Origin of the sequence: Bradyrhizobium sp. SRL28, assembly GCF_018596315.1 — a bacterium.
GTDB lineage: Bacteria > Pseudomonadota > Alphaproteobacteria > Rhizobiales > Xanthobacteraceae > Bradyrhizobium.
The window spans coordinates 158,373-183,526 of sequence record NZ_JAHEAG010000007.1; the positions used below are offsets into that span (position 1 = coordinate 158,373).

A 25,154-nucleotide genomic window follows, 5' to 3' on the forward strand; every position below is an offset into this window, starting at 1 on the left:
AAGCCGAACGCGCCAGCAATAGACTGTTAACCCTAACGGCGGGTTAATTGGCCGTGCTATGCCATCGGCACCACCCTGCCCGTCCCCTCTAGCGAGACCAGCATGCAATCCCCGTTCGAGACCACGCCCGGCGCCGCTGCCATTCCGATCTTTTTCGCCACCAAGACAACCTGGGGCGCGATCGCGAGGGACCTTCCCGAACAGGCCCGACGGTTTGCGGCGGCCAACGACTTCACCGGCAAGCCCGGCAAATGCCTGACGCTGCCCGCACCCGACGGGAAGATCGCGCAGGTCGTTTTCGGCATCGAGGATGAGACCGCCAAATCACGCGATCTGTTCCGGCCGGGCGCGCTGCCCGGCCTGCTGCCGGCCGGCGTCTATCGCTTCGCCAATGCACCCCACGACGTGCGGCTGGCAACGCTCGCTTTTGCGCTCGGGAGCTATCGCTTCGGCCGCTACCGCAAGAACGAGACGCCTGACGTCCGGCTGGTGCCGCCCGACGGCATCGATGTCGCCGATGTCGCGCGGATGGCGGAGGCGGCCGCGCTGGCGCGCGACCTGATCAATACGCCGTCGAACGATATGGGCCCGGAAGAACTGGCGCAGGCTGCGCAAGCGTTGGCGACGCGGTTCGGCGCCCAGTTCAACTGCATCGTCGGCGACGAGCTCGTGAAGCAGAACTTTCCGCTGATCCACGCCGTCGGCATGGCCTCGACGCGCGCGCCGCGCCTGATCGACCTGAGCTGGGGCGATCCCGCTAACCCTAAGGTGACTTTAGTCGGCAAGGGCGTCTGCTTCGACACCGGCGGTCTCGACATAAAACCGTCCAGCGGCATGCTGATCATGAAAAAGGACATGGGCGGCGCCGCCAACGTGCTGGCGCTGGCGCAGATGGTGATGGATGCGAAGCTGAAAGTGCGGCTGCGGGTGCTGATCCCCGCGGTCGAGAACGCGGTGGCCGGCAACGCCTTCCGCCCGCTCGACATCTTCAAGTCGCGCAAGGGGCTTAACGTGGAGATCGGCAACACCGATGCCGAGGGGCGGCTGGTGCTGGCGGATGCGCTGGCGCTGGCCGACGAGGAGAAGCCCGATCTGCTGGTGGATCTGGGTACGCTGACGGGTGCGGCGCGGGTGGCGCTGGGACCGGATTTACCGCCCTTTTACACCGATGATGAGACGCTCGCCGAAAGCGTCGCGGCTCATGCGAAACAGGAGAACGATCCGTTGTGGCGAATGCCGCTGTGGCCGCCCTATGATTCGTGGCTGGATTCGAAGACAGCCGACATCAACAACGCGCCGTCGGGCGGCTTTGCCGGCTCGATCACCTGCGCGCTGTTCCTGCAGCGCTTCGTGACGGATGCAACGAGCTGGCTGCATGTCGATATCTACGGTTGGACACCGTCCGCTAAACCCGCGCGCCCCGAAGGCGGCGAATGCCAGGCCGCGCGCGCCATCTACAAGCTGCTGAGCCAACGCTATGCATGATCCGCGCCTGACGCCGGCACGGCCCGAAGTCGCCGCCAAATATCTCGAGGGCAAGGTGACGGCCGCGCGCTATGTCACCGGCGAGGAATTTGACGTGCGCGACGCCATCGCGCCGCTGCGTGAGGGACCTACTGCGGATGCCATGCTGTCGACGCAAGCGCTGAAGGGCGAGCGCGTCACGATCTACGATCGCAACGGCGAAGGCCTTGCCTGGGGCCAATTGAACGGCGACGGCTATGTCGGCTGGATTCCGGATGCCGCGCTGGTCAGGCCCGCGGCCGCTCCGACGCACAAGATCACGGCGTTGCGGACGTTCGCGTTCCCGGGCCCCTCGATCAAGCTGCCGCCGGTCGAGACGCTGCCGATGGGCGCGCGCGTCACGGTTGCCCGTGAAGACGGCGCGTTCGCCGTAACGGGCGAAGGCTGGTATCTGCCGCGACGGCATGTCGGCGGCCTCGACGCGATGGAAAAGGATTTCGTCGCGATCGCCGAACGCTTCGTCGGCACGCCCTATCTCTGGGGCGGCAAGAGCTCGCTCGGTATCGATTGCTCCGGTCTCGTCCAGGTTTCGCTGAACGCCGCCGGCACCGGTTGCCCGCGCGACAGCGACATGCAGCAGGACGGCCTTGGGCGGGAATTGAGTCCGGCCGAGACGAAGAGGCTGCAGCGCGGCGATCTGATCTTCTGGAAGGGGCATGTCGCCATCGCCCGTGATGGCGACACCATTGTGCACGCCAATGCGCATCACATGGCGACGGTGATCGAAAACACGCGCGAGGCGATTGCGCGGATCAAGGCGGCGGGCAGCGAAGTCACGGCGATCAAGAGGTTGACCGACTAGCCTCGCTGTCATCACCCGCGAAAGCGGGTGATCCAGTATTCCAGAGCAGTTGAGCAAGAGCCGAGAAGCCGCGGCGTACTGGATACCCCGCCTTCGCGGGGTATGACGACTGTTACTTTGACGGCCATCACTGCAGATCCGGCACGGCCTCGATCCGGAACGCGGCGGCGAACAGGGCGCGGGTGTAGTCGCTCTTCGGATTCTTGAACAGCTCCGCGGCCGGCCCCTCCTCCACCACCTTGCCGTGACGCATCACGATCAGATGGCTCGCCAGCGAGGCGACGACGCGCAGATCGTGCGAGATGAACATGTAGGTGAGATCGCGCTTGCGCTGCAGCTCGCGCAGGAGATCGACCATCTGGGCCTGGAACAGCATGTCGAGCGCACTCGTCGGCTCGTCCAGCACGACGAAATTTGGCTCCAGCACCACCGCGCGCGCGATCGAAATGCGCTGGCGCTGGCCGCCGGAGAATTCATGTGGGTAGCGGAAGCGCGTTGCCGGATCGAGGCCGACGTCCTGGAGCGCCTTGACGACGCGCACCTCGCGCTCTTCGTACGACAGCGACTTCTGATGCACGCTCAGGCCCTCGGCGACGATATCGCCCACCGACATGCGCGGGCTCAACGCGCCGAACGGGTCCTGAAACACGATCTGCATGTCGCGGCGGAACGGCAACATGTCCTTGAAGCGCAGGCCCTGGATGTTGCTGCCGAGGAACACGATCGGGCCGTCAGAGGAAATCAGCCGGAGCAGCGCCAGCCCCAGCGTGGTCTTGCCCGAGCCGGATTCGCCGACGACGCCGAGCGTCTCGCCCTTGCGGACCGCGACGCTGACGCCATCCACCGCCTTGATATGGCCGACGGTCGAGCGCAACAGCCCGCGCTTGATCGGAAACCAGACCTTGAGATTGTCGGCCGACATCACCACCGGCTCGTTGGGCCGCGGCGGCGCCGGATCGGGCTTGGGTTCGGCCGCGAGCAGCGCGCGGGTATAGGCATGTTTCGGCGCGGTGAAGACCTGCTCGACCGGCCCCTGCTCGACGATCTTGCCCGAATTCATCACGCAGACGACGTCCGCGATGCGGCGGACGATGCCCAGGTCATGGGTGATGAACAGCATGCTCATGCCGAGCCGCGACCTGATCTCGGCGAGCAGCGCCAGGATCTGGGCCTGCACGGTGACGTCGAGCGCGGTGGTCGGCTCGTCCGCGATCAAGAGGTCCGGCTCGTTGGCGAGCGCCATCGCGATCATGACGCGCTGGCGCTGGCCACCGGACAATTGATGGGGATAGCTTTGCAGCCTCGTTTCCGGATCGGGAATGCCGACCTGCGTCAACAATTCGAGCGTTCGCGCCCGCGCCGCCGATCCGCCGATGCCTCTATGCAGCGAGAGGATTTCCCCGATCTGCGCCTCGATGGTGTGGAGCGGATTGAGCGAGGTCATCGGCTCCTGAAAGATGATCGAGATGTCGTTGCCGCGGATCTCGCGCATCTCGCGTTCCGAGGCACTGAGCAGCTCGCGGCCCTTGAAATGGATTGTGCCGGATGGATGCGAGGCGCTCGGATAGGGCAGCAGCTTCAGCACCGACAGCGCGCTGACGGACTTGCCGGAGCCGGATTCACCGACCAGCGCCACGCAGTCGCCGCGCTTGATCGAGAACGACACATGATCGACGGCAATGCTGTTGCCGAACGCCACCGAGAGGTCGCGGACATCGAGCAAGGGCTGGTTGATGGCGTCCATGCGTTTGCCCCTCACCGGAACGTCTTGCGCGGATCGAAGGCGTCGCGCACGCCCTCGCCGATGAAGATCAGGAGCGACAGCATGATCGCGACCGAGAAGAAGCCGGTGAAGCCGAGCCAGGGCGCCTGCACATTGGCCTTGCCTTGCGCCAGCAACTCGCCGAGCGACGGCGAGCCCGGCGGCAGGCCGAAGCCAAGAAAATCCAGCGCGGTCAGCGTCATCACCGAGGACGACACGATGAACGGCAGGAAAGTCATGGTCGCCACCATCGCGTTCGGCAGCAAGTGCCGGAACATGATGACGCCATTGGAGACGCCGAGCGCACGCGCGGCCTGGATGTATTCGAAATTACGCCCACGCAGAAATTCCGCACGCACGAGACCCACCAGGGACGTCCAGGAGAACAGCAAGAGAATGCCGAGCAGCACGAAGAAGCCGGGCACCAGCACCGATGACAGGATCAGCAGCAGATAGAGCGAGGGAATCGCGCTCCAGATTTCGATGACGCGCTGGAAGATCAGATCGGTCCAGCCGCCGAAATAACCCTGTACGCCGCCGGCGATGACGCCGATGATCGAGGAAAAGATGGTCAGCGTCAGGCCGAACAACACCGAGATGCGGAAGCCATAGATCAGCCGCGCCACCACGTCGCGGCCCTGATCGTCGGTACCGAGCCAGTTCTGTTCCAGGTCGCTGCAGCTCTTCAGGCCTTTCTTCTCGACCACAGGCTTGCACTGCTCTTCCGTCAGCATCCAGGTCGGTTTCGACGGCGCCGGCGTCGGCAGGTCGAGATTATGGGTGGCGTAGGAATAGCGGATCAGCGGCCAGACGATCCAGCCGCCCTTGTCCGCAATCAGCTTCTGCAGATAGGGATCGCGGTAATCGGCCGCGGTCTCGAAATCGCCGCCGAAGGTGGTTTCGGAATAGCTGACGAAAGCCGGCCAATAGAGTCTCCCGTCATACTTGAGCATGAAGGGGCGGTCGTTGGCGATCAGCTCCGCGAACAGCGAGATCAAGAACAGCGCGAGGAAAATCCAGAGCGACCAGTAACCGCGGCGGTTGGCCTTGAAGCTCTGCCAGCGCCGGCGGTTGAGCGGCGACATCGCAAGGGGATGACGCGAGACCGGCACGGCGGCGCCGAGCGGCGACTGCGTCGAGGTCTCGATCGGCTGCGGGGCGAGCATTGTCATCAGACCTCCCGCGCCTCGAAATCGATTCTTGGATCGATCCACATATAGGCGAGGTCGGAGATCAGACCCACCACAAGGCCCACAAGGGAGAAGATGAACAGCGTGCCGAACACGACCGGATAGTCGCGGTTGAGCACGCTCTCGAAGCCGAGCAGCCCGAGCCCGTCGAGCGAGAAGATGGTCTCGATCAGCAGCGAGCCGGAAAAGAATGCGCCAATGAATGCACCGGGAAAGCCCGCGATCACGATCAGCATAGCGTTGCGGAAGATATGGCCGTAGAGCACCTGCCCCTCACCGCAGCCCTTGGCGCGCGCGGTCATCACATACTGCTTCCTGATCTCATCGAGGAACGAGTTCTTGGTCAGCAGCGTCATGGTGGCAAAGGCACCCAGGCCCATGGCGATCAGGGGCAGCGTGAGGTGCCAGAAGTAGTCGATGATCTTCCAGTACCAGGGAAACTGCGCCCAGCCATCCGAGGTCAGGCCGCGCAGCGGGAACACGTTGAAGAACGAGCCACCCGCAAACAGGATGATCAGCAGGATCGCGAACAGGAATCCGGGGATCGCAAACCCGATGATGATCACCGCTGACGTCCACGTATCGAAGCGCGAGCCATCCGCGACCGCCTTGCGGACGCCGAGCGGGATCGAGATCAGGTAGGTCAGCAGCGTCAACCACAGACCGAGCGAGATCGAGACCGGCAGCTTCTCCTTGATCAGTTGCACCACGGTGGTGTCACGAAAGTAGCTCTTGCCGAAATCGAAGCGGGCGAAATTCCACACCATCAGCGCAAAGCGCTCATGCGCAGGCTTGTCGAAGCCGAACTGCTTTTCGAGGTTCTTGATGAAATCCGGATCAAGTCCCTGCGCGCCGCGATATTTCGAACTGACGGCGTCGGCGGAGGCGCCGGCCTGTGGCGTACGGCCGGCAAAGTCGCCGGTGGACGAGCCTGAGATGCGCGAGGAGCCGCCGGTGTCGGCACCGGAAAGCTGCGCAATCACGCGCTCGACCGGGCCGCCCGGCGCGAACTGCACCACCACGAAGGAGATGAAGAGGATGCCGAGCAAGGTCGGAAACATCAAAAGGATGCGGCGGGCGATATAGGCAGTCATTATTGCTTCGCCTGCTCGAGTTTGCCCGCCTTGGCGGCGTCATACCACCAGATAACGCGCTCGCCAGACCCCGATGCATCGATCTGATAACGCGGTAGGTTCTTCGGGCGATCGAACGTGTCCCAATACGCCAGCCGGTGGGTCTTGTTGTACCACTGTGGCACCCAGTAGCGCCCGGCGCGGAAAACGCGATCGAAGGCATGGCACACGACGGTCAGCTCGGCGCGGGTCTCGGCCGCAATGATCTTTTCGATCAGCGCGTCGATGGCAGGGCTCTCGATACCCGCGAGATTGTACGAACCCTTGGTCTTGGCGGCATGCGAGGAGAAGAAGGCGCGCATCGCATCGCCCGGCGTCGTCGACATCGAGAAGCGCGTGATAGTCATGTCGAAATCGAAATCTTCCACCCTCGCGCGGTACTGCACGGCATCGACCATGCGCGGGCTCGCCTCGATTCCGAGCGTGCCCAGGTTCTTGATGTAGGGCGCGTGATGCGGATTCAGCGAAGGCTCGTCGTACAGGAATTCGATGCGGAACACTTCGCCGCTCGGCGTCATCCGCTTGCCGTCCTTGATGACGAAGCCGGCTTCGTTAAGCAATTGCTGCGCCTTGCGCAGCATGTTGCGGTCTTGTCCCGAGCCGTCCGAAACCGGGGGCACGTAGGGCTGGCCGAACACTTCGTCGGGCACCTGGCCGCGGAATGGCTCAAGCAGCTTCAGCTCGTCCGGCGAAGGCGGCCCCTTCGCCATCATGTCCGAATTCTGGAACGGCGAATGCGTCCGCGCATAGGCGTCGTACATGATGGTCTTGTTGGTCCACTCGAAATCGAAGGCATTGATCAGCGCCTCGCGCACGCGGGGATCCCTAAACTTGTCGCGGCGGGTATTGATGAACCAGCCCTGCGCGCCCGACGGCCTTTCGTCCGGTACCTGCTCGCGCTTGACGCGGCCGTCCTTGATCGCGGGGAACTCGTAGCGCGTCGCCCAGATGCGCGCGGTGAACTCTTCACGGAACAGATAGTTCTTGCCGGTAAAGCCTTCGAAGGCAACGTCGCGGTCGCGATAGAATTCGTAGCGGACCACATCGTAGTTGTAGTAACCGCGGCAGACCGGGAGGTTCGCGCCCCACCAGTCCTTGACGCGTTCATACTCGATGAAGCGGTTGACCTCGAACTTGCCGACCTTGTATGGCCCCGAACCCAGCGGCGTATCGAGCGTCGATTCATCGAACGGCCGCGTCTCATAATACTTCTTCGAAAAGATCGGCAGGCCGGCGACATAGAGCGGCACGTCGCGCGCGCGGTTTTCAGCAAAGCTGACGATCACGGTCGCATCGTCAACGGCCTCAGTGCCTTTCACGTCGCGCATCTGTACCTGGACCAGCGGATGGCCCTTGGCCTTCAACGTGTTGATGGACCAGGCAACGTCATGCGCCGTGATCTTCGAGCCGTCGTGGAACTTGGCCTCAGGGCGCAGCGTGAAGCGATAAGTCAGCTTGTCCGGGGAAATCTGCACCGATTTGGCGGCGAGCCCGTACATCGCGTCTGGCTCGTCGCCGGCACGCGCCATCAGCGCCGAGAAGGTCAGGTCCATGCCCTGCGCGCCCTCGCCCTTGAGGATGTAGGCGTTGAGCGAGTTGAAGGTCTGGTAGGACTGATTATAGGCGCGCGTCGAGGGAATGGTCGAAAACAGGCCGCCCTTGGGGGCAGCGACATTCACATAATCGAAATTCCTGAAGTCGGCCGGGTATTTCAGATCGCCGAACGCCGAGATACCATGCACCTCGGCGCCGGCCTCTTCCGAAGCTTGCACCGGCCCGAGCCGCAGAAGGCTCAGCGCGCCTGCACCGAGGCCGAGGACGTGCCGGCGGGAGAATTGCGCCATGCGCGAAAAATCCTTCAAGAGCGCTTGCCGATCCTGGCAGCCTTCTCGGCATCGTACCACCAGAGCGACGGTAGACCGGAACGGCCGTATTTGGGCGCCGGCTCGAAATGGCTGAACCGATCCCAACGGGCATACCGTGAAAAGCCGTAGGTGAATTGAGGCACGAGGTAGAAGTTCCACAGCAGGACGCGATCCAGCGCCCGCGTTGCCGCGATCAGGCCCTCGCGGTCGGTGGCGAAGATCACTTTCTCAATCAGCGCATCGATGGCCGGATTCTTGATGCCGAGGGTGTTGCGCGAGCCTGGCTGATCGGCCGCGTGCGAGCTCCAGAATTCGCGCTGCTCATTGCCGGGCGACAGCGACTGGCCCCACTGATCGATAATCATGTCGAAATCGAAGCTGCGGGTCCGGTTCTCATATTGCGCAGCGTCGACGACGCGGATCGATGTGGTGACACCGATGCGTTCCAGCGACGGCTTGTAGAACAGCGCGATACGCTCGGAGGAGGGACTCTCAACCAGGATTTCAACCGTCACAGGCTTGCCTGTGGTGTCCACAAGCTTGCGTTCCTTCACCTCAAATCCCGCTTCCTTCAGCAGCTTGGTGGCTTCGCGCAAATTGTTGCGGACGTTTTCGGGATTGCCGCCAACCGGGTTGACGTAAGCCGTGGTGAAGACTTCCGGCGGGACCTTGTCGCGTACTGCCTCCAGCAGCGCCAGTTCCTGTCCCTGCGGCAGGCCCGAGCAGGCAAGCTCGGTGCCCTCGAAGTAGCTGTTGATGCGCTTGTACTGACCGTAGAAGAGTTGCTTGTTCATCTCCTCGAAATCGAACGCATAGTTGAAGGCGCGCCGCACCCGCGCATCCCTGAACTGCTCCCGCCGGTTATTGACGGCAAAAGCCTGCATCCGGCCCGAATCGTTGACCGGAAATTCTTCCTTGACGACGCGCTTGTCCACGACCGCCGGGAATTCGTACGCCGTCGCCCATTGCTTGGCGGAATTCTCGGCGATCCAGTCGGCCTGGTCGGCCTTGAACGCTTCCAACGCCACGAGGTTGTCGCGGAAGAACTCGAAGCGCAACTCGTCGAAATTGTTCTGTCCGACCCGCACCGGCAGCTTGGCGCCCCAGTAATCCTTCACCCGCTCCAGGGTAACGGAACGGCCGGCAACGAAATCCTTGATGCGGTACGGACCCGAGCCGAGCGGCTTCTCCAGCGTGGTCTGCGAGATGTCGCGCTTGCGGCCCTGCTCGTCGGTGCCTTCCCACCAGTGTTTCGGCAGCACCAGAATTTCGCCGACGATGGTCGGCAGTTCGCGATTGCCCGGCGCATCGAAGGTGAACTTGATGTCGCGCTCCCCGCTCTTCTCGGACTTGACGACGTGACGATAATAGGCGGCGTAGAACGGACTCTGCTTCTTGAGCGTCTCAAGTGAGAAGATCACGTCTTCCGGCGTCACCGGCTTGCCGTCGTGCCAGCGCGCTTCCTTGCGCAGCCGATAGATGACCCAGGAGAAATCGTCCGGATGGGAGGCTGCCTCTGCGAGCAGACCGTATTCGGTCATGACCTCGTCCAGCGACTTCGCCATCAAGGTTTCGTAGATCTGGGCAGCGGCGGGGGCGAGCGAGCCTTTGATGCCAGCCACGGCCATGTTGAAATTGTCGTAGGTCCCGATCGAGATCATCCGCGCGACGCCGCCCTTGGGCGCGTCCGGATTGACATAATCGTAACGCTCGAAGTCGGCCGGGTATTTGATGTCGCCGAACAGCGACAGCGCGTGCCGCCAGGCCGGCTCGCCGCCTGCGCCTTGCGCCTTTGCGGTTTCGATCGCGGGAAGCGCCGTCGCAATGCCGAGGGCGGGAGCCATCGCGGCGAACGCGCCGCCCTGGAGAAGATGTCGTCGGGTGATTGCCAAATGCAGAATTCCTGTTGCTGACGCCAGTATCCGTGCTGTCGAAGTCCGCGGCGGCCCCAGACGCGAACGACGCACGGGGCGGAGTTAGTGAGGACCCAATATAAGGCAAGGGTTCGACAAATTACGTTGCTTTTTCCTCATGATAGCAGCTTGGGAACACCGCCGCTGCGGCGAAAAGTCCCGGTAACAACTCCGACAACGGCAATGCGGTCCCTTCATACGCAAACGGCCAGGCAATGCCTGGCCGTCATGTCGTGGCAAAGTCCATGCCGGACTGTCGAAATCCTACTTCGCCGCGGTCGGCAGCGGCGCCGGATTATCCGAAAGGCTGCGCAGATACGCAATCACGTCGGCGCGCTCGCTGTCCTTCGGAAGGCCTGCGAAGCCCATCGCCGTACCCGGAACGAAGCCCTTGGGACTGATGAGAAACTTGTTGAGGTCATCATAGGTCCAGGTGCCGCCCTTGGCTTTCAGGGCGGCCGAGAAGTTGAAGCCGCCACGACCCTGGCCCTTCGCCTCGTTCAGGACGCCGTAGAGGTTCGGACCGACGCGGTTGGGGCCGCCCTTTTCGAAGGTGTGACAGGCCGCGCACTTCTTGGCGGCGGCAGTGCCCTTCTCGACCGAAGCCGTCTGCAACAGCTTCTCGATCGGCTCGGAGGGAGCTGCGGCTTCCTTGGCGCCACCGTGCGAGGCGTCTTCCTTCACGGCGATCTCGAAGCCCGGCTTTTCCGGTTTCACGGGCGCGAAAATCGCCTGGGCGGCAAAGCTCGTGACCAGGAGAACGAGGCAGGTGGCGAGAACGGCGCCGAGAATTTTGTTGAGTTCGAAGGAGTCCATAGTGGCATCAGGCTCCAGGCCGGAAGGTCGACTGAAGGCCGGAAAAACGGCCGCGGGTGCGCGTCAGGAATCAGCCTTTCGCGCCGCACCCTCAGCAGGGTTGAGATATCGGTTTGCCCGGGCTCTGGCAACCCGTATAAACGCCCCGACTTTCCGCCAGTCCCCCATTATTTCCGGCCTGTTTTTGCTGCCGGCTGACCTCGTTCCGGATGACCAAAACCCGCATTCTGGTGCTGATTCCCGCCCGCATGGCGGCGACCCGCCTGCCCGGCAAACCGCTGCTCGATATCGGCGGCCTGCCGATGATCGTCCACGTGCTGCGGCGAGCCGAGGAGGCCAAAATCGGCCGGGTGGCGGTCGCCACCGACACGCCCGAGATCGCGGCCGCCGTGAGGGCTGCCGGCGGCGAGGTGGTGATGACCCGTGCCGATCATCCCTCCGGCTCCGACCGGATCCATGAGGCCATGCGGACGATCGATCCCACTGGCCAGGCCGAGATTGTGGTCAACCTGCAGGGCGACTTTCCCACGATCGCGCCGGCCACCATCCGCGCCGCGCTGCCGCCGCTCGACGACCCCACCGTCGACATCGCGACGCTGGCCTCGCAGATCCATACCGAGGAAGAGGACCAGGCCCCCAGCGTGGTGAAGGCGGTCGGCTCGCCGATCGGCCCGAACCGGCTGCGTGCGCTCTATTTCACCCGGGCCACGGCGCCCCATGGCGATGGCCCGCGCTACCACCACATCGGCCTCTACGCCTACCGCCGCGCCGCGCTGGAACGGTTCGTGGCGCTGCCCCCGTCTCCGCTGGAGCAGCAGGAGAAGCTCGAGCAGCTCCGCGCGCTGGAGGCCGGGATGCGGATCGACATCACCATCGTCGACAGCGTCCCCCGCGGCGTCGACACCCCGGCCGACCTCGAAACCGCCCGTCGCATACTGGCAAATAGCTGACCGGCTGCTAAAAGGCCCCGCATGACCAAGAAGCTGAAAATCGCATTCCAGGGCGAGCCTGGCGCCAATTCCCATATCGCCATCGTCGAGGCCTATCCCGACGCCGAGCCGTTGCCGTGCGCCACCTTCGAGGACGCGCTGTCGGCGATCTCCTCGGGCGACGCCGATCTCGGCATGATCCCGATCGAGAATTCGGTGGCCGGGCGCGTCGCCGATATCCATCATCTGCTGCCGGCGTCCGGCCTGTTCATCGTCGGCGAATGGTTTCTGCCGGTCCGCCACCAACTAATGGCACCGAAGGGGACCAAACTCTCCGACATCAAGACCGTGGAGAGCCACGTCCACGCGCTCGGCCAATGCCGCCGCATCATCCGCAAGCTCGGCATCAAGCCGATCGTCGCAGCCGATACCGCCGGCAGCGCGCGCGACGTTTCCGAACGTCAGGACAAGAGCGTTGCCGCGATCGCCTCGCGCCTTGCCGCGAAAATCTACGGCCTCGATATCCTGGTCGAGGACGTCGAGGACGAGGCTCACAACACCACGCGCTTCGTGGTGCTGGCGCGCGACCAGAAATGGGCCGCCCAGGATTCGGGGCCGCTGGTCACCACTTTTGTCTTCCGGGTGCGCAACCTGCCGGCCGCGCTCTACAAGGCACTCGGCGGTTTCGCCACCAACGGCGTCAACATGACGAAACTGGAAAGCTACATGGTCGACGGCGAATTCTCCGCCACGCAATTCTATGCCGACGTCGACGGCCATCCCGAGGACAAGGGCCTCGCCTTTGCGCTGGAGGAATTGAAGTTCTTCTCGCGCGAATTCCGCATCGTCGGCGTCTACCCCGGCCATCCGTTCCGGGCGACGTTTTCAGAGAAGGCGGAGTAAATCCATCCGTCGTCCCTGCGAACGCAGGGACCCATAGCCACCGAACGCAATTGTTTTCGACGGCGTCAGCCACACTGTCTTATCGATAGATCACGCGGTATGGGTCCCTGCGTTCGCAGGGACGACAGTCTTTATGCGGCAGCCTTCTTGTTCAATCCGAACGCCTCGGCCAACAGACTATACGACTTCTTCCGCGCGTCGTGATCGTAGACCGCGGTGATGATCATCAATTCATCCGGTTGGCTTGCCATGATCATCGGCTGCAGCTTGCCCATGATCGTCGCAGGGCTGCCGACGAACAGGCGCGAGCGGTTGCGCGCCACCGAGGCGCGTTCGGCGTCGCTGTAGTTATAGGCCAGCGCTTCCTCGACGCTCGGCAGCGGCAGATATTGTCCGCGGTCGCGGCGCAGGCGGTTGAGGTCCATCGAGGAGGCGAGCTGTTCGGCTTCCGCATCGGTTTCGGCGGCGACCGCTGCGATGGCGAGAATACCGTGCGGCGCGGCGCGCCAGCCGGACGGCTTGAAGTGGCCGCGGTAATTCGTCATCGCCGCGATCGCGTCATAGGACGCGAAATGATGAGCGAACGCGAAGCCCATGCCGACCTGCGCCGCCAGCTCCGAAGAGTAGTCGGAGGAGCCGAGCAGCCAGATCGGCGGCAGCGGCGTATCGTCCGGCATCGCCACCACATTGTTGTAGGGATGGCCGGGTGGAAAATCGCGGGTTTCCCACAGCACCAGTTCACTCAGCCGTTCGAGAAAATCGTCGCCCTCGCGGCGATCGAGCCGGCTGCGCAGCGCATGCGCCGTCGCGCCATCGGTGCCGGGCGCGCGGCCGAGGCCGAGATCGATGCGGCCGGGAAACAGCGCCTCCAGCATCTTGAAGCGCTCGGCCACCACCAACGGCGCGTGGTTGGGCAGCATCACGCCGCCGGAGCCGACGCGGATGTTGTTCGTCACCGCCGCGATCTGCCCGATCATCAGGTCGGGCGCGGGGCTCGCCACCGAGGCCAGATTGTGGTGCTCGGCAAGCCAGTAGCGGACATAGCCGAGGCCATCGACATGGCGCGCCAGATCGATGCTGTTCTGCAACGCCGCAGCGGGTCTTGTGCCTGTGGTGACGACGGAGAGGTCGAGGACTGAAAGCGGGATCATGGCGATAAACTAGTGCGGCGCGGAAGCGCGACAAAGGCCTGGCTGGCGCAGGTCAGGTCCGCGCTTCTGGGGAAAGCAGCGGCTGGGACGCACACCCAGAGTGGGACAAAATGTGACAAATCAAATAAACGATCCATCTGCCCACCATTCAGGACGCTCTTTTGAGCAGCCAAATCATCGCTAATAGATTGTTTTAACTGTATAAATATGCAATATGCTGTTGCCCACCGCTACCCTCAATTGGCTATTATCTTTACATTTATGTACACATATTGGGCCATTTCCCATCCATGATGGGCTGTTTGGTCGACCTCGTTTGCCCTATTTTAGCTGACCGCCGCTAGGCCTGATGCCTGTGCATTCTGTGGAGCTTTGTGAGTCCATGACCGAGGTTGCGCCCGCCGCTTTCGATGGCCATCGCGCGCTCCATTCGCCGAAAATCTCGTTCGAGTTCTTCCCGCCCAAGACGGAGGAGATGGAGCGCAGCCTGTGGGAAACCATCAACCGGCTGGCGCCGCTCGCGCCGAATTTCGTCTCGGTAACCTACGGCGCCGGCGGCTCGACCCGCGAGCGGACCCATTCGACCATCGCCCGCATCCTGAAAGAGACCAGCCTGACGCCGGCCGCGCATCTGACCTGCGTCGGCGCGCCGAGGGGCGAGATCGACGACGTGGTGGCGCGCTATCACGAGATCGGCGTCCGCCATATCGTGGCGCTGCGCGGTGATCCCACCACCGGCATCGGCACCGCCTATCACGCCCATCCCGACGGCTACCAGAGTTCGCCCGACCTGATCGCCGGTATCAAGAAGCGCTATCCCGATATCGAAATCTCGGTCTCGGCCTATCCCGAGAAGCACCCCGAGAGCCCCGACCTGGACGCCGATATCGACACGCTGAAGGCCAAGGTCGACGCCGGCGCGACGCGCGCCATCACACAGGTGTTCTTCGATAACGACCTCTACTTCCGTTATCTCGACCGGGTGCGCGCCCGCGGCATCAATATCCCGGTCGTCCCCGGCATCATGCCGATGCACAATTTCAAGCAGGCGCGGAGCTTCGTGACGCGCGCGGGCACGACGGTACCGGGTTGGCTGGCGGACAAGTTCGAAGGCCTCGACGACGACGCCGAGACCCGCAAGCTGGTTGCCGCCACCGTTGCGGCCGGCCAGGTGCAAAAACTCGCCAAGCACGGCGTCGACACCTTTCATTTCTACACCATGAACCGCGCGGACCTCGTGTTCGCGATCAGCCATTTGCTGGGCATCCGCCCCCATGGCGCGCAGAAAGCCGCCTGATCCGATGAGTGTTTCGATTTCGCCCAAGGGTTCGCCGAAGCGAACCGCCCTGCTCGCTGCCGCCCGCGAACGCATCCTGGTGCTCGACGGCGCCATGGGCACCATGATCCAGGGCCTGCAGTATGACGAGGCCGCGTTTCGCGGCGAGCGCTTTGCCGACTTCCATCGCGATGTCCGCGGCAACAACGATCTTTTGATCCTGACGCAGCCGAAGGCGATCGAGGACATCCACGCCGATTACCTGCGCGCGGGCGCCGATATCGTCGCGACCAACACGTTCTCCTCTACGTCCATCGCGCAGGCCGACTACGACATGTCGGATCTCGCCTACGAACTCAACCTTGATGGCGCAAAACTCGCCCGCGCCGCCGCCGAGCGTGTTACCGCCGAGGACGGCAAACAGCGTTTCGTTGCGGGCGCGCTGGGCCCGACCAACCGGACGGCTTCGATCTCGCCTGATGTTTCCAACCCCGGCTATCGCGCCGTCACGTTCGACGATTTGCGCAAGGCCTATGGCGAACAGATCAACGGCCTGCTCGACGGCGGCGCCGACCTGCTGCTGGTCGAAACCATTTTTGACACGCTGAACGCCAAGGCGGCGCTGTATGCGATTTCGGAAATCGCCGAAGAACGCGGCATCGACGTTCCCGTGATGATCTCGGGCACCATCACCGACAAATCCGGCCGGCTGCTGTCCGGACAATTGCCGGAAGCGTTCTGGAATTCGGTGCGGCACGCCAAGCCGATCACCATCGGCTTCAACTGCGCGCTCGGTGCCGAAGACCTGCGCGCCCACATTGCCGACATCGGCCGCGTCGCTGATACCTTGGTTTGTGCTTATCCGAACGCCGGACTTCCCAACGAGTTCGGCCAGTACGACGAAAGCCCGGAATACATGGCGCGGCTGATCGGCGAGTTCGCCGAGTCCGGCCTGGTCAACATCGTCGGCGGCTGCTGCGGCACCACGCCGGACCATATCGCGGCGATCGCCGCAGCGGTCGCCCCGCACAAGCCGCGCGCGATCCCCACGATCGAGCCGCGCCTGCGGCTGTCGGGCCTCGAACCGTTCGAACTGACGCCGGCGATCCCGTTCGTGAACGTCGGTGAACGCACCAACGTCACGGGCTCGGCGAAATTCCGCAAGCTGGTCACCGCGGGCGATTACACCGCCGCCCTTCAGGTGGCGCGCGACCAGGTCGAGAACGGCGCGCAGATCATCGACGTCAACATGGACGAGGGCCTGCTCGACTCCGAAGCCGCGATGGTGACCTTCCTCAATCTCGTTGCCGCCGAGCCCGACATCGCACGCGTGCCCGTGATGGTCGACTCCTCGAAATTCAACGTAATCGAAGCCGGCCTGAAATGCGTTCAGGGCAAGCCGGTGGTGAACTCGATCTCGATGAAGGAAGGCGTGGAGAAGTTCATCCACGAGGCCCAGATCGCGCGCCGCCATGGCGCCGCCGTCGTGGTGATGGCGTTCGACGAGGTCGGCCAAGCCGATACGTTCGCGCGCAAGACCGAAATCTGCAAGCGCGCCTACGACATCCTGGTCGACCAGGTCGGCTTTCCGCCTGAAGACATCATCTTCGACCCCAATATCTTTGCGATCGCGACCGGGCTGGAAGAGCACAACAATTACGGCGTCGACTTCATCGAGGCGACGCGCTGGATCCGCCAGAACCTGCCGCATGCGCACATCTCCGGCGGCGTCTCCAATCTCTCGTTCTCGTTCCGCGGCAACGAGCCGGTGCGCGAGGCCATGCATTCGGTGTTCCTCTATCATGCCATCAAGGCCGGCATGGACATGGGCATCGTCAATGCCGGGCAGATGATCGTTTATGACGACATCGATCCCGAACTGCGGCAGGTGTGCGAAGACGTCATCCTCAACCGCGACCCCGGCGCGTCCGAGCGGCTGCTCGCCTTGGCCGAGATATTCCGCGGCAAGGAGAAGCAGACCAAGGAGCAGGATCTCGCCTGGCGCGAATGGCCGGTCGAGAAGCGGCTGAGCCACGCGCTGGTGCACGGCGTCACCGAATTCATCGAAGCGGACACCGAAGCCGTGCGGCTGACGGTGGAGCGGCCGCTGAACGTGATCGAAGGCCCGCTGATGGCCGGCATGAACATCGTCGGCGACCTCTTTGGTGACGGCAAAATGTTCCTGCCGCAGGTGGTGAAGTCCGCCCGCGTGATGAAGCAGGCGGTCGCCTATCTGATGCCGTTCATGGAAGAGGAGAAGGCGCGCAACCTCGCCAATGGCATCACCGGCGACGGGCGCAACGCCGCCGGCAAGATCGTGCTCGCGACCGTGAAGGGCGACGTCCACGACATCGGCAAGAACATCGTCGGCATCGTGCTGCAATGTAACAATTTCGAGGTGATCGATCTCGGCGTCATGGTGCCCGCCAGCAAGATCATCGAGACCGCGAAGGCAGAAGACGCCGATATCATCGGGCTGTCCGGCCTGATCACGCCCTCGCTCGACGAGATGAGTTTTCTGGCCGGCGAAATGGAGCGGCAGGGCATGAAGATGCCGCTGTTGATCGGCGGCGCCACCACCAGCCGCGTCCACACCGCCGTCAAGATCGATCCGAACTACAAGGGCGGTCCGGTGGTGCATGTCAACGACGCCAGCCGCGCCGTCGGTGTGGCGTCCTCGCTGCTCTCGCCCGAGCGGCGCGAGGCCTATGCCGCCGACATCCGCGCCGAATACGCCAAAATCTCCGCGGCGCATTTCCGCGCGCAGGCCGACAAGAAGCGGCTCAAGCTGGCGGACGCCCGCGCCAACGCGGTCAAGACCGACTTTGCGAAGACGCCGCCGAAGAAGCCGGCGTTTCTGGGCATCAAGAGTTTTGACGCCTACGATCTGGCGGAGCTCGCCGAATACATCGATTGGACGCCGTTCTTCCAGACCTGGGAATTGACCGGGCGCTTCCCGGCCATTCTCGACGATCCCAAGATCGGCGAAGTCGCGCGGTCACTCTATGACGACGCGCGCAAGATGCTCGATCTCATCGTTAAGGAGAAATGGTTCAAGGCCCGTGCCACCATCGGCTTCTGGCCGGCCAATGCCGATGGCGACGATATCGCGGTCTATGCCGACGACAGCCGCAGGAAGAAAATCGCGACCTTCCACACGCTGCGCCAGCAACTGGAGAAGCGCGAAGGCCGCTTTAACGCCGCGCTGTCGGACTTCATCGCGCCCGCTTCGTCCGGCGTGCCTGACTATATCGGCGCCTTCGTCGTCACCGCCGGAATCGGCGAGGATGCGGTCGCCGACCGCTTCAAGAACGCCAATGACGATTACTCCTCGATCCTGTGCAAGGCGTTGGCCGATCGCCTGGCCGAAGCCTTCGCCGAGCGGATGCATCAGCGCGTCCGCAAGGAATTCTGGGGCTACGCGCCGGACGAGGCGCTGGCCGCGGATCAACTGATCCTCGAGCAATATGCCGGAATCCGCCCGGCGCCCGGCTATCCCGCGCAGCCCGACCACACCGAGAAGGCGACGCTGTTTCGCCTGCTCGATGCGGAGAACACGGCCGGCGTTGTCCTGACCGAGAGCTTTGCGATGTGGCCGGGCTCTTCGGTGTCGGGGCTTTATTTCAGCCATCCCGAGAGCTTCTATTTCGGCGTCGGCAAGATCGAGCGCGATCAGGTAGAGGATTACGCCGCGCGCAAGGGCATGAGCCTCGCCGAGACCGAGCGCTGGCTGGCGCCGGTGCTGAATTATATTCCCGTGCAGGAGCCGGCGGCGGCGAAGCCGGCACCGGTGGTGGCGGAGGTCGTACCGGCCAACGACGTCACCTCGCATCCACCGGGGTGCAATTGCGCCGTGCATCTGGCTTGGCGGAAGAAGGCGGTGGGGGCGGGCTAGTCGAGGCATTCGTAGCCCGGATGAAGCGAAGCGTAATCCGGGAAAATCGATCCGCGGCGGCAGTCCCGGATTACGCTTCGCTCCATCCGGGCTACAGCTTTCTTCCCTTCTCCTCTTATGCGAGAAGGGATGGATGGATGCGCGGGTCAAGCCCGCGCATGACGAGTGCGTGGAGCCCTCCCATGAAATTCTTCTCCTTCTGGCGATCGCTGGCGAGTTTTCGCGTCCGCATCGCGCTCAATCTGAAAAATGTGCCGGCCGAGGTGATCTTCGTCGATCTCGACGCCAACGCGCATCGGGATCCCGAGTATCGCAAGGTCAATCCGCAGATGGCGCTGCCGGCACTGGTCGAAGATGACGGCACCACGCTGTTCCAGTCGCTCGCCATCCTCGAATATCTCAACGAGAAATATCCCTCCCCACCACTGCTGCCTGCCGATATCAACGGCCGCGCCCGCGTCCGTGCGCTGGCGTTGATGGTCGCCTGCGAAGGCCATCCACTGCTGACGCCACGGGTGCGGCGCTATCTCGACCACGAACTCAACCTGCGCGACACGCAGCAGGCGGCATGGCGGCGGCATTGGACCGTCGAGACGCTGGCGGCGCTCGAGGGGCATCTGGCCGGCAAGGACACGGGAAAATTCTGCCATGGCGATCAACCGACGCTGGCCGATATCTGCATGGTCGGCCACGTCACTGCCGCAGTAACGCAGCAGATCGACCTGAAAATCTATCCGACCGTGAAGCGCATCTTCGAGACCGCGATGGCGCTGCCGGAATTTGCGAAGGCGCATCCGCTGATGCAGCCGGACACGCCGGAAGCGATGCGGCCCAAGGCGTAAGTTCCGTACGCGCTACCCGGCTGAATATCGCTGCTCTTCGGGAACAGGGCGTGGCACGACGTTGCCGCATCTCCGCCAGAGCCGTTTTGTCAGGAACCTTTCGCCATAAATCGCATCCGATGGGCAGCAAGGAAATCGTCACGCGTGCAATGCGGATACACCCGTTCGCACCCGACGATGCCGAACTGGACGGCAATGCCGCTCGAATCCCATCCAAGGAGGTACCCAATGGCAAAGGCTCATTCGACTTCCATTACCAGACGACGCGTCGTCGCCGGGCTGGCGCTGGCCGCCGCCCCGATGACGTTGGCAGGGGGCAATAATGCTTACGCTCAGGCCCAGCAAACCAAGCCTGACAAGAGCCTGTATGAACGGCTCGGCGGCGTCTTCGCCATCGCGGCGGTCGTGGATCACTTCAGCGACGCTGTCGTGAAGAACCCTGTCGTCGGTCAGAAGTCCAAAAACCCGCGGCTGAAGGAATGGCACACGAAGAACCTGACAAGGCTGCCCGGCCTCAAGTTCCAGCGGACCCTGTGGGTCTGCAATGTTTCAGGCGGACCGTTCCAGTTCACGGCCACCAAGCCCGGCACGACGCCGCTCGGCCTCGAGGAGGCCCACCGCGACTTGCGAATCTCACCGGCAGAATTCGACGAGGTCGCAGCGGAACTCGGACGGTCGCTGGATTTCGCCAAAGTCCCGAAGCGCGAGAAGGCCGAAGTGCTGGCAGCCTTCGCCGCTCACAAGGACGAAGTCACCGCGGGCTACGTCGCGGCCACCAAGCGCGGCTGAGGCTCGTGTGTCCGGACGATCCCGCCAAGCCAGCAGCGGGCGGGCGGGATCGCCAGCCATACGCCAACGGTGATCGATCAAGCTGCGTGCCGCTGCGCCACCTCACCCCTTCGGCGGCGCCAGCGGCTGCACGATTTCCTGGAACGGCGGCAGCGCCTCGCAGCGCTCGGAATGCGCCTTCAGCGCCGGATAGCGCGCGTCGAACAGCGCGGGATGCGCCTCGCCGGTGAAGCGCAGCACGCAGGCGACCGCGATATCGGCATGGCCGATGCTTTCGCCGGACCAATACGGCGTCTTGACCGCCGCGCGCTCCTTTTCCAGCATCTCCAGCACGCCCGCGATTTGCGACTTGCAGCGCTCGACCCAGAGGTCGAGCTGCTTCTCCTTCCGCAGCACGCGCTCGTAAAGCAGGCTGACGCCCTTGTCGCCGAGTCCCATCGCCAGCGCGCAAATCCTTAAGTGCTGCCAGCGCGCCTCGCCGCTGCGCGCGATCATCGCCTTCTCCGGGCCGACGCGATCGTCGACGTAATCCAGGATCATGGCGCTCTCGATCAGCGCCTCGCCGCTGTCCAGCACCAGCGTCGGCACCCGTCGCAGCGGATTATAGGGTGCGATCTTGTCGGCATCGCCGAAGGTCGACCACGGCTTGTGCTCGAAGGCGATATCATAGAGCCGCATGGCGATGGCGACGCGGCGGACGAAGGGGGAGTCGTATTGGCCGATCAGGATCATTTTAGAATCAACACTCTTCGAGGCGGACGGATCGTCAGTGTAACGGACTGTCATACTCCGCGAAAGCGGGGTATCCAGTACGCTGCGGCCTGTCGATTTTATCACCGCTGGCTCTGGAATACTGGATCACCCGCTTTCGCGGGTGATGACGATGGGAGTCAAACGTATGCGACATCTGCTAATTCTCGTCGGATTACTCATCATCACTTCATATTCGGCACACGCCCAAACCGCTCCCGCCGGTTTCCAGTCGCCATCGAAAAACATCGCCTGCCAGTATTTCGACTACGACAAGCAGAACATACTCCGCTGCGATATCAGCGCGATGGAAACAAAGCCGCGGCGGCCCGCCGATTGCGACCTCGATTACGGCGGCGCCTTCGAGATGAACGCCAAGGGCGCCGCCACGCGCCTCTGCCACGGCGACACCGTGATGGACAAATCGCTGCCGGTGCTTGGCTATGGCGAGGTGTGGCAGCGCGGCGGGTTTACGTGCAAGTCGGAGCAAGCGGGCGTGACGTGCTTCAACGCTGATCGTCGCGGGTTCTCGCTGGCGCGGGCGAGGCAGGAGGTGTTTTAGAGTGAAGCTCCGGTTCATATCGATATTGTTCATGTTGCCGCTAATGATCGGGCTTGCGCAGGCACAAGTTGGAATGGAAGCTGACAAATCCCCCTCTCTGAAGGTCATCGGCCTGTATTCACTAAGCGCCGACAAGGAAGCGTATTCGCGGTTTATCCGGGAAAAGATTGCATTCCACGACCCGGCCAATTTCTCAGAAGAGCACAAGGCTTTGTTTCGCCGATTGGGTCGAGGAGACGCGCTTCACCCGTTTACCGACGAAGATCGAAAAGAGTGGGAAGACCACCTTCGTCACCACATGGATGATGCGGCGATGCTTGAGGTGCTGGTCAGCAATCCCGACACGAATTTCGACGTCGGCGCGTTTGTTCAACCTGATCCATCTCAGGCCGAGAGCTTTTGGCAAGTCGCCTGGAACGAGAAGTTCCTCACGTCCGACGGCGAGAAGCTGCTTGAACACGACCGGAAGAGTAAGCTGCCGGACGTCAAACAATATCGCGTGGTGTTCGTGATCCATTTCTGGAAGCCAGACCTTCCGTTGCGCTCCAGCTATGGAGAGCTTGCACCGCCTTCCATTCAACCGCTGCCAGAGCGCTTGTGGCGGCTGGCACCATACGAACTGCCGAGCTGAGGCCCCAAGCACACTGCGTCATACTCCGCGAAGGCGGAGTATCCAGTATGCCGCGGCATCTCGGCTCTATCGCAACTGCTCTGGAATACTGGATCCCCGCCCCCCGTGCGCAATTGCGCACTACGCGGGGATGACGGCGGAGGGTGAAGACGCTTTTGTGCATCACTCAATCACCGGCACATGCCTCGCGACACCACGCGGCACTGTGCCATCGAGCCGCGGATCGTTGACCACTTCGACCTGCCGCCGGAAGGCGCGAAAACCCGAACGCTGGTAGAAGGCGAGCGCGGCAGGATGATCGAAGGTGCAGGTGTGCAGCCAGACGCGCGTGACCGGCCGCGACCATGCGAGTTCCAGCGCGCGGTTCATCAGCCAGCGTCCGGCGCCGGTTCCAACAAATTTTTCGGTGACCCCGAAAGAGACGAATTCGCATTGCCCGGGCTCGCGCAAATCCAGTTCGAGCAAGCCTTCGTCGCGCCCCTCATGCGCCAGCGCGTAGATCTCCACCAGCGGCGATTGAATGATCGCGGCCAATTCGGCGTCGGGCATCCGTATCCTTGAAATCCACAGCCACTCCTCGCCGACGCGGCGATAGAGATCGCGAAACCAGTCGAGCGAGGGAACATCGACCCGGCGTAGCGACCACAAGCCCGCGGGATCGGGACGCAGCGCGGGGCGCGCTGCCATTTCCAGATGCGTGACGATTGCGGCGATCTTGCCGGCAGGGACGTCGGAGTAACCGTCGGGCAAGATCATCCGCCCTACTCCCCCTCGTCACTCGCCAGCACACCCTTCACCGCCCGCGCCCACCCCGCAAGCTTGCGCTCGCGCGTCGCCTTGCTCATGTTCGGCTTGAAGCGGTGCTCCAGCCGCCAGTTGTCGGCGAACTTTGCGGGCTCGGGATAAACGCCGGCCTGTAGCCCGGCGAGATAGGCGGCCCCTAGCGCCGTGGTTTCCTGGATCATCGGACGGTCGACCGGGGCGTCGAGCAGATCGGCGAGGCGCTGCATGGTCCAGTCGGAGGCGGTCATGCCGCCGTCGACGCGCAGCACGTTGGCGGCTTTCTCCCCCGGCCAGTCGGCGCGCATCGCCTCGCGGAGATCGAAGGTCTGGTAGCAGACGCTTTCGAGCGCGGCGTGCGCCAGCTCAGCCGGGCCGGTGTTGCGGGTCAGGCCGAACAGCGCACCGCGGACGCGGGGATTCCAGTAGGGTGCGCCGAGGCCGACGAAGGCGGGCACCAGGTAGACGCTCTGCATGGAATCGGATTTGTCGGCGAGCGGGCCGGTCTCGGACGCCTGCTTGATGATGCCGAGGCCATCGCGCAGCCATTGCACGGCGCTTCCTGCGACGAAGATCGAGCCCTCCAGCGCATAGGTGCGTTTGCCGTTCAATTGATAGGCGATGGTGGTGAGCAGCTTGTTCTTCGAGGCGACCGGCGTGGTGCCGGTGTTGAGCAGTGCAAAACAGCCGGTACCGTAGGTCGACTTGATCATGCCCGGTGTGAAGCAGGCCTGGCCGATGGTCGCGGCCTGCTGGTCACCCGCGATGCCTGAAATCGCGATTGAGCCACCGAACAGGCTGGCGTCGCTATCGCCGAATTTGGCGGAGGAGTCTTTCACCTCCGGCAGCATCGAGCGCGGCACGCGCAGCAGCTTTAAGAGCTCATCGTCCCATTCGCCGGTGTGGATGTTGAACAACAGCGTGCGCGAGGCGTTGGTGGCGTCGGTCGCGTGCACCTTGCCGCCGGTCAGCCGCCACAACAGATAGCAATCGACGGTGCCGAACATCAGCTCGCCGCGCGCGGCGCGATCGCGCGCGCCGGGGACGTGGTCGAGGATCCAGGCGACTTTCGTTCCGGAGAAATAGGGATCGATAATGAGACCGGTCTTGGCCGAAATCGTGGGCTCGTGCCCTTCGCCCTTCAATTTGGCGCAGATGTCTGATGTGCGGCGGTCCTGCCAGACAATGGCGCGGTGCACCGCCTGCCCCGTCGCGCGGTCCCACACGACAGTGGTCTCGCGCTGGTTGGTGATGCCGATCGCGGCGATGTCCTTGGCCTTGAGGCCCGCCTTCTCCAGCGCCTCGCGGCAGACCGTCACCGTCGAGGTCCAGATGTCCTCCGGCTCGTGCTCGACCCAGCCGGACGCCGGGAAATGCTGCGGAAACTCCTGCTGCGCCGTGGCGGCGATGGAAATGTCGCTGCGGAACACGATGGCGCGTGAGGACGTGGTGCCCTGATCGATGGCCAGCACAAAGGACATGACGTTGCTTCCCCGGGAGGTTTTGGTTGCACAAGAGGCAATCCGATTGGGGGGCGAAGGTCAATATCTTGCTGTCGTCCCTGCCATCTCCGTCGTCGCCCCTGCGAAAGCAGGGGCCCATAACCACCGCCGTTCATTTGGCGAAGATCGTCTGCCACCT

The 25,154-nt window shown here is 63.3% G+C and carries 20 protein-coding genes; 10 read left to right on the forward strand and 10 right to left on the reverse strand.

Annotation, left to right across the window (positions count from 1 at the left end; all coding sequences use genetic code 11):
• Positions 1–102: 102 nt before the first annotated feature.
• Positions 103–1,485 carry a M17 family metallopeptidase gene (locus tag KIP88_RS17940; protein ID WP_214489251.1) on the forward strand — a complete coding sequence of 461 codons (1,383 nt, stop codon included), beginning with the start codon at positions 103–105 and terminating at the stop codon, positions 1,483–1,485.
• Positions 1,478–2,326 carry an NlpC/P60 family protein gene (locus KIP88_RS17945; protein WP_214489252.1) on the forward strand — a complete coding sequence of 283 codons (849 nt, stop codon included), beginning with the start codon at positions 1,478–1,480 and terminating at the stop codon, positions 2,324–2,326. Before KIP88_RS17940 ends, KIP88_RS17945 begins: the two co-directional genes overlap by 8 nt.
• A 127-nt stretch (positions 2,327–2,453) precedes the next feature.
• Here KIP88_RS17945 and KIP88_RS17950 read toward each other — a convergent pair whose 3' ends face one another.
• The 6 genes from KIP88_RS17950 to KIP88_RS17975 all read right to left on the reverse strand — a co-directional run bounded on the left by KIP88_RS17950 (position 2,454) and on the right by KIP88_RS17975 (position 11,005).
• Positions 2,454–4,070 (reverse strand): ABC transporter ATP-binding protein, encoded by a 1,617-nt coding sequence (locus KIP88_RS17950; RefSeq protein ID WP_214489253.1) that lies wholly within the window; start codon positions 4,068–4,070, stop codon positions 2,454–2,456.
• A gap of 11 nt (positions 4,071–4,081) precedes the next feature.
• On the reverse strand, positions 4,082–5,260 hold the full coding sequence (locus tag KIP88_RS17955; protein WP_214489254.1) for an ABC transporter permease: 1,179 nt from the start codon (positions 5,258–5,260) through the stop codon (positions 4,082–4,084).
• Complete coding sequence (locus KIP88_RS17960; RefSeq protein WP_214489256.1) at positions 5,260–6,372, reverse strand: microcin C ABC transporter permease YejB; 1,113 nt, start codon at positions 6,370–6,372, stop codon at positions 5,260–5,262. The genes KIP88_RS17955 and KIP88_RS17960 overlap by 1 nt, the downstream gene beginning before the upstream one ends.
• A complete protein-coding gene (locus tag KIP88_RS17965) occupies positions 6,372–8,255 on the reverse strand; it encodes an extracellular solute-binding protein (protein ID WP_214489257.1) in 1,884 nt (627 codons plus the stop codon). The genes KIP88_RS17960 and KIP88_RS17965 overlap by 1 nt, the downstream gene beginning before the upstream one ends.
• 14 nt (positions 8,256–8,269) lie before the next feature.
• Positions 8,270–10,120, reverse strand: coding sequence for an extracellular solute-binding protein (locus KIP88_RS17970; protein ID WP_214489392.1), 1,851 nt, complete (start codon positions 10,118–10,120; stop codon positions 8,270–8,272).
• Positions 10,121–10,453: 333 nt separating this feature from the next.
• Entirely contained in the window at positions 10,454–11,005 is a 552-nt protein-coding gene (locus KIP88_RS17975; RefSeq protein ID WP_214489258.1) for a cytochrome c family protein, read from the reverse strand.
• Between the two features lie 209 nt (positions 11,006–11,214).
• Here KIP88_RS17975 and KIP88_RS17980 point away from each other — a divergent pair, with 209 nt between their 5' ends.
• Together KIP88_RS17980 and KIP88_RS17985 are read left to right on the forward strand one after the other, a co-directional pair.
• Positions 11,215–11,955, forward strand: coding sequence for a 3-deoxy-manno-octulosonate cytidylyltransferase (locus KIP88_RS17980; protein WP_214489260.1), 741 nt, complete (start codon positions 11,215–11,217; stop codon positions 11,953–11,955).
• 21 nt (positions 11,956–11,976) lie between these two features.
• On the forward strand, positions 11,977–12,837 hold the full coding sequence (locus tag KIP88_RS17985) for a prephenate dehydratase (protein WP_214489261.1): 861 nt from the start codon (positions 11,977–11,979) through the stop codon (positions 12,835–12,837).
• Positions 12,838–12,968: 131 nt separating this feature from the next.
• On the opposite strand, the gene KIP88_RS17990 is transcribed toward KIP88_RS17985, so the two are convergent.
• A complete protein-coding gene (locus tag KIP88_RS17990) occupies positions 12,969–13,988 on the reverse strand; it encodes an LLM class flavin-dependent oxidoreductase (protein ID WP_214489263.1) in 1,020 nt (339 codons plus the stop codon).
• Between the two features lie 382 nt (positions 13,989–14,370).
• On the opposite strand from KIP88_RS17990, the gene metF reads away from it, so the two are divergent.
• The 4 genes from metF (at position 14,371) to KIP88_RS18010 (ending at position 20,790) form a co-directional block, all read left to right on the forward strand.
• Entirely contained in the window at positions 14,371–15,285 is a 915-nt protein-coding gene (gene metF / locus KIP88_RS17995) for a methylenetetrahydrofolate reductase [NAD(P)H] (RefSeq protein ID WP_214489264.1), read from the forward strand.
• Between the two features lie 4 nt (positions 15,286–15,289).
• Entirely contained in the window at positions 15,290–19,159 is a 3,870-nt protein-coding gene (gene metH / locus KIP88_RS18000) for a methionine synthase (RefSeq protein WP_214489393.1), read from the forward strand.
• 182 nt (positions 19,160–19,341) lie between these two features.
• Entirely contained in the window at positions 19,342–20,001 is a 660-nt protein-coding gene (gene maiA / locus KIP88_RS18005) for a maleylacetoacetate isomerase (RefSeq protein WP_214489265.1), read from the forward strand.
• 228 nt (positions 20,002–20,229) lie between these two features.
• Positions 20,230–20,790: a group 1 truncated hemoglobin gene (locus tag KIP88_RS18010; protein WP_214489266.1), complete on the forward strand. Its 561-nt coding sequence runs from the start codon at positions 20,230–20,232 to the stop codon at positions 20,788–20,790.
• Positions 20,791–20,892: 102 nt separating this feature from the next.
• On the opposite strand, the gene KIP88_RS18015 is transcribed toward KIP88_RS18010, so the two are convergent.
• Positions 20,893–21,522, reverse strand: a complete 630-nt coding sequence (locus tag KIP88_RS18015) for a glutathione S-transferase family protein (RefSeq protein ID WP_214489267.1) — start codon at positions 21,520–21,522, stop codon at positions 20,893–20,895.
• Between the two features lie 166 nt (positions 21,523–21,688).
• Between KIP88_RS18015 and KIP88_RS18020 the strand changes: the two genes are divergently transcribed.
• On the forward strand, positions 21,689–22,102 hold the full coding sequence (locus KIP88_RS18020; RefSeq protein ID WP_214489268.1) for a DUF6636 domain-containing protein: 414 nt from the start codon (positions 21,689–21,691) through the stop codon (positions 22,100–22,102).
• Position 22,103: 1 nt separating this feature from the next.
• The gene (locus KIP88_RS18025; RefSeq protein WP_214489269.1) at positions 22,104–22,733 is read left to right on the forward strand and encodes a hypothetical protein; all 630 of its coding nucleotides are present in this window, start codon (positions 22,104–22,106) and stop codon (positions 22,731–22,733) included.
• A 162-nt stretch (positions 22,734–22,895) separates the two neighbouring features.
• Here KIP88_RS18025 and KIP88_RS18030 read toward each other — a convergent pair whose 3' ends face one another.
• Together KIP88_RS18030 and glpK are read right to left on the reverse strand one after the other, a co-directional pair.
• Positions 22,896–23,489 carry a GNAT family N-acetyltransferase gene (locus KIP88_RS18030; RefSeq protein WP_214489270.1) on the reverse strand — a complete coding sequence of 198 codons (594 nt, stop codon included), beginning with the start codon at positions 23,487–23,489 and terminating at the stop codon, positions 22,896–22,898.
• A gap of 5 nt (positions 23,490–23,494) precedes the next feature.
• Positions 23,495–24,994, reverse strand: coding sequence for a glycerol kinase GlpK (gene glpK / locus KIP88_RS18035; protein WP_214489271.1), 1,500 nt, complete (start codon positions 24,992–24,994; stop codon positions 23,495–23,497).
• Positions 24,995–25,154 lie beyond the last annotated feature (160 nt).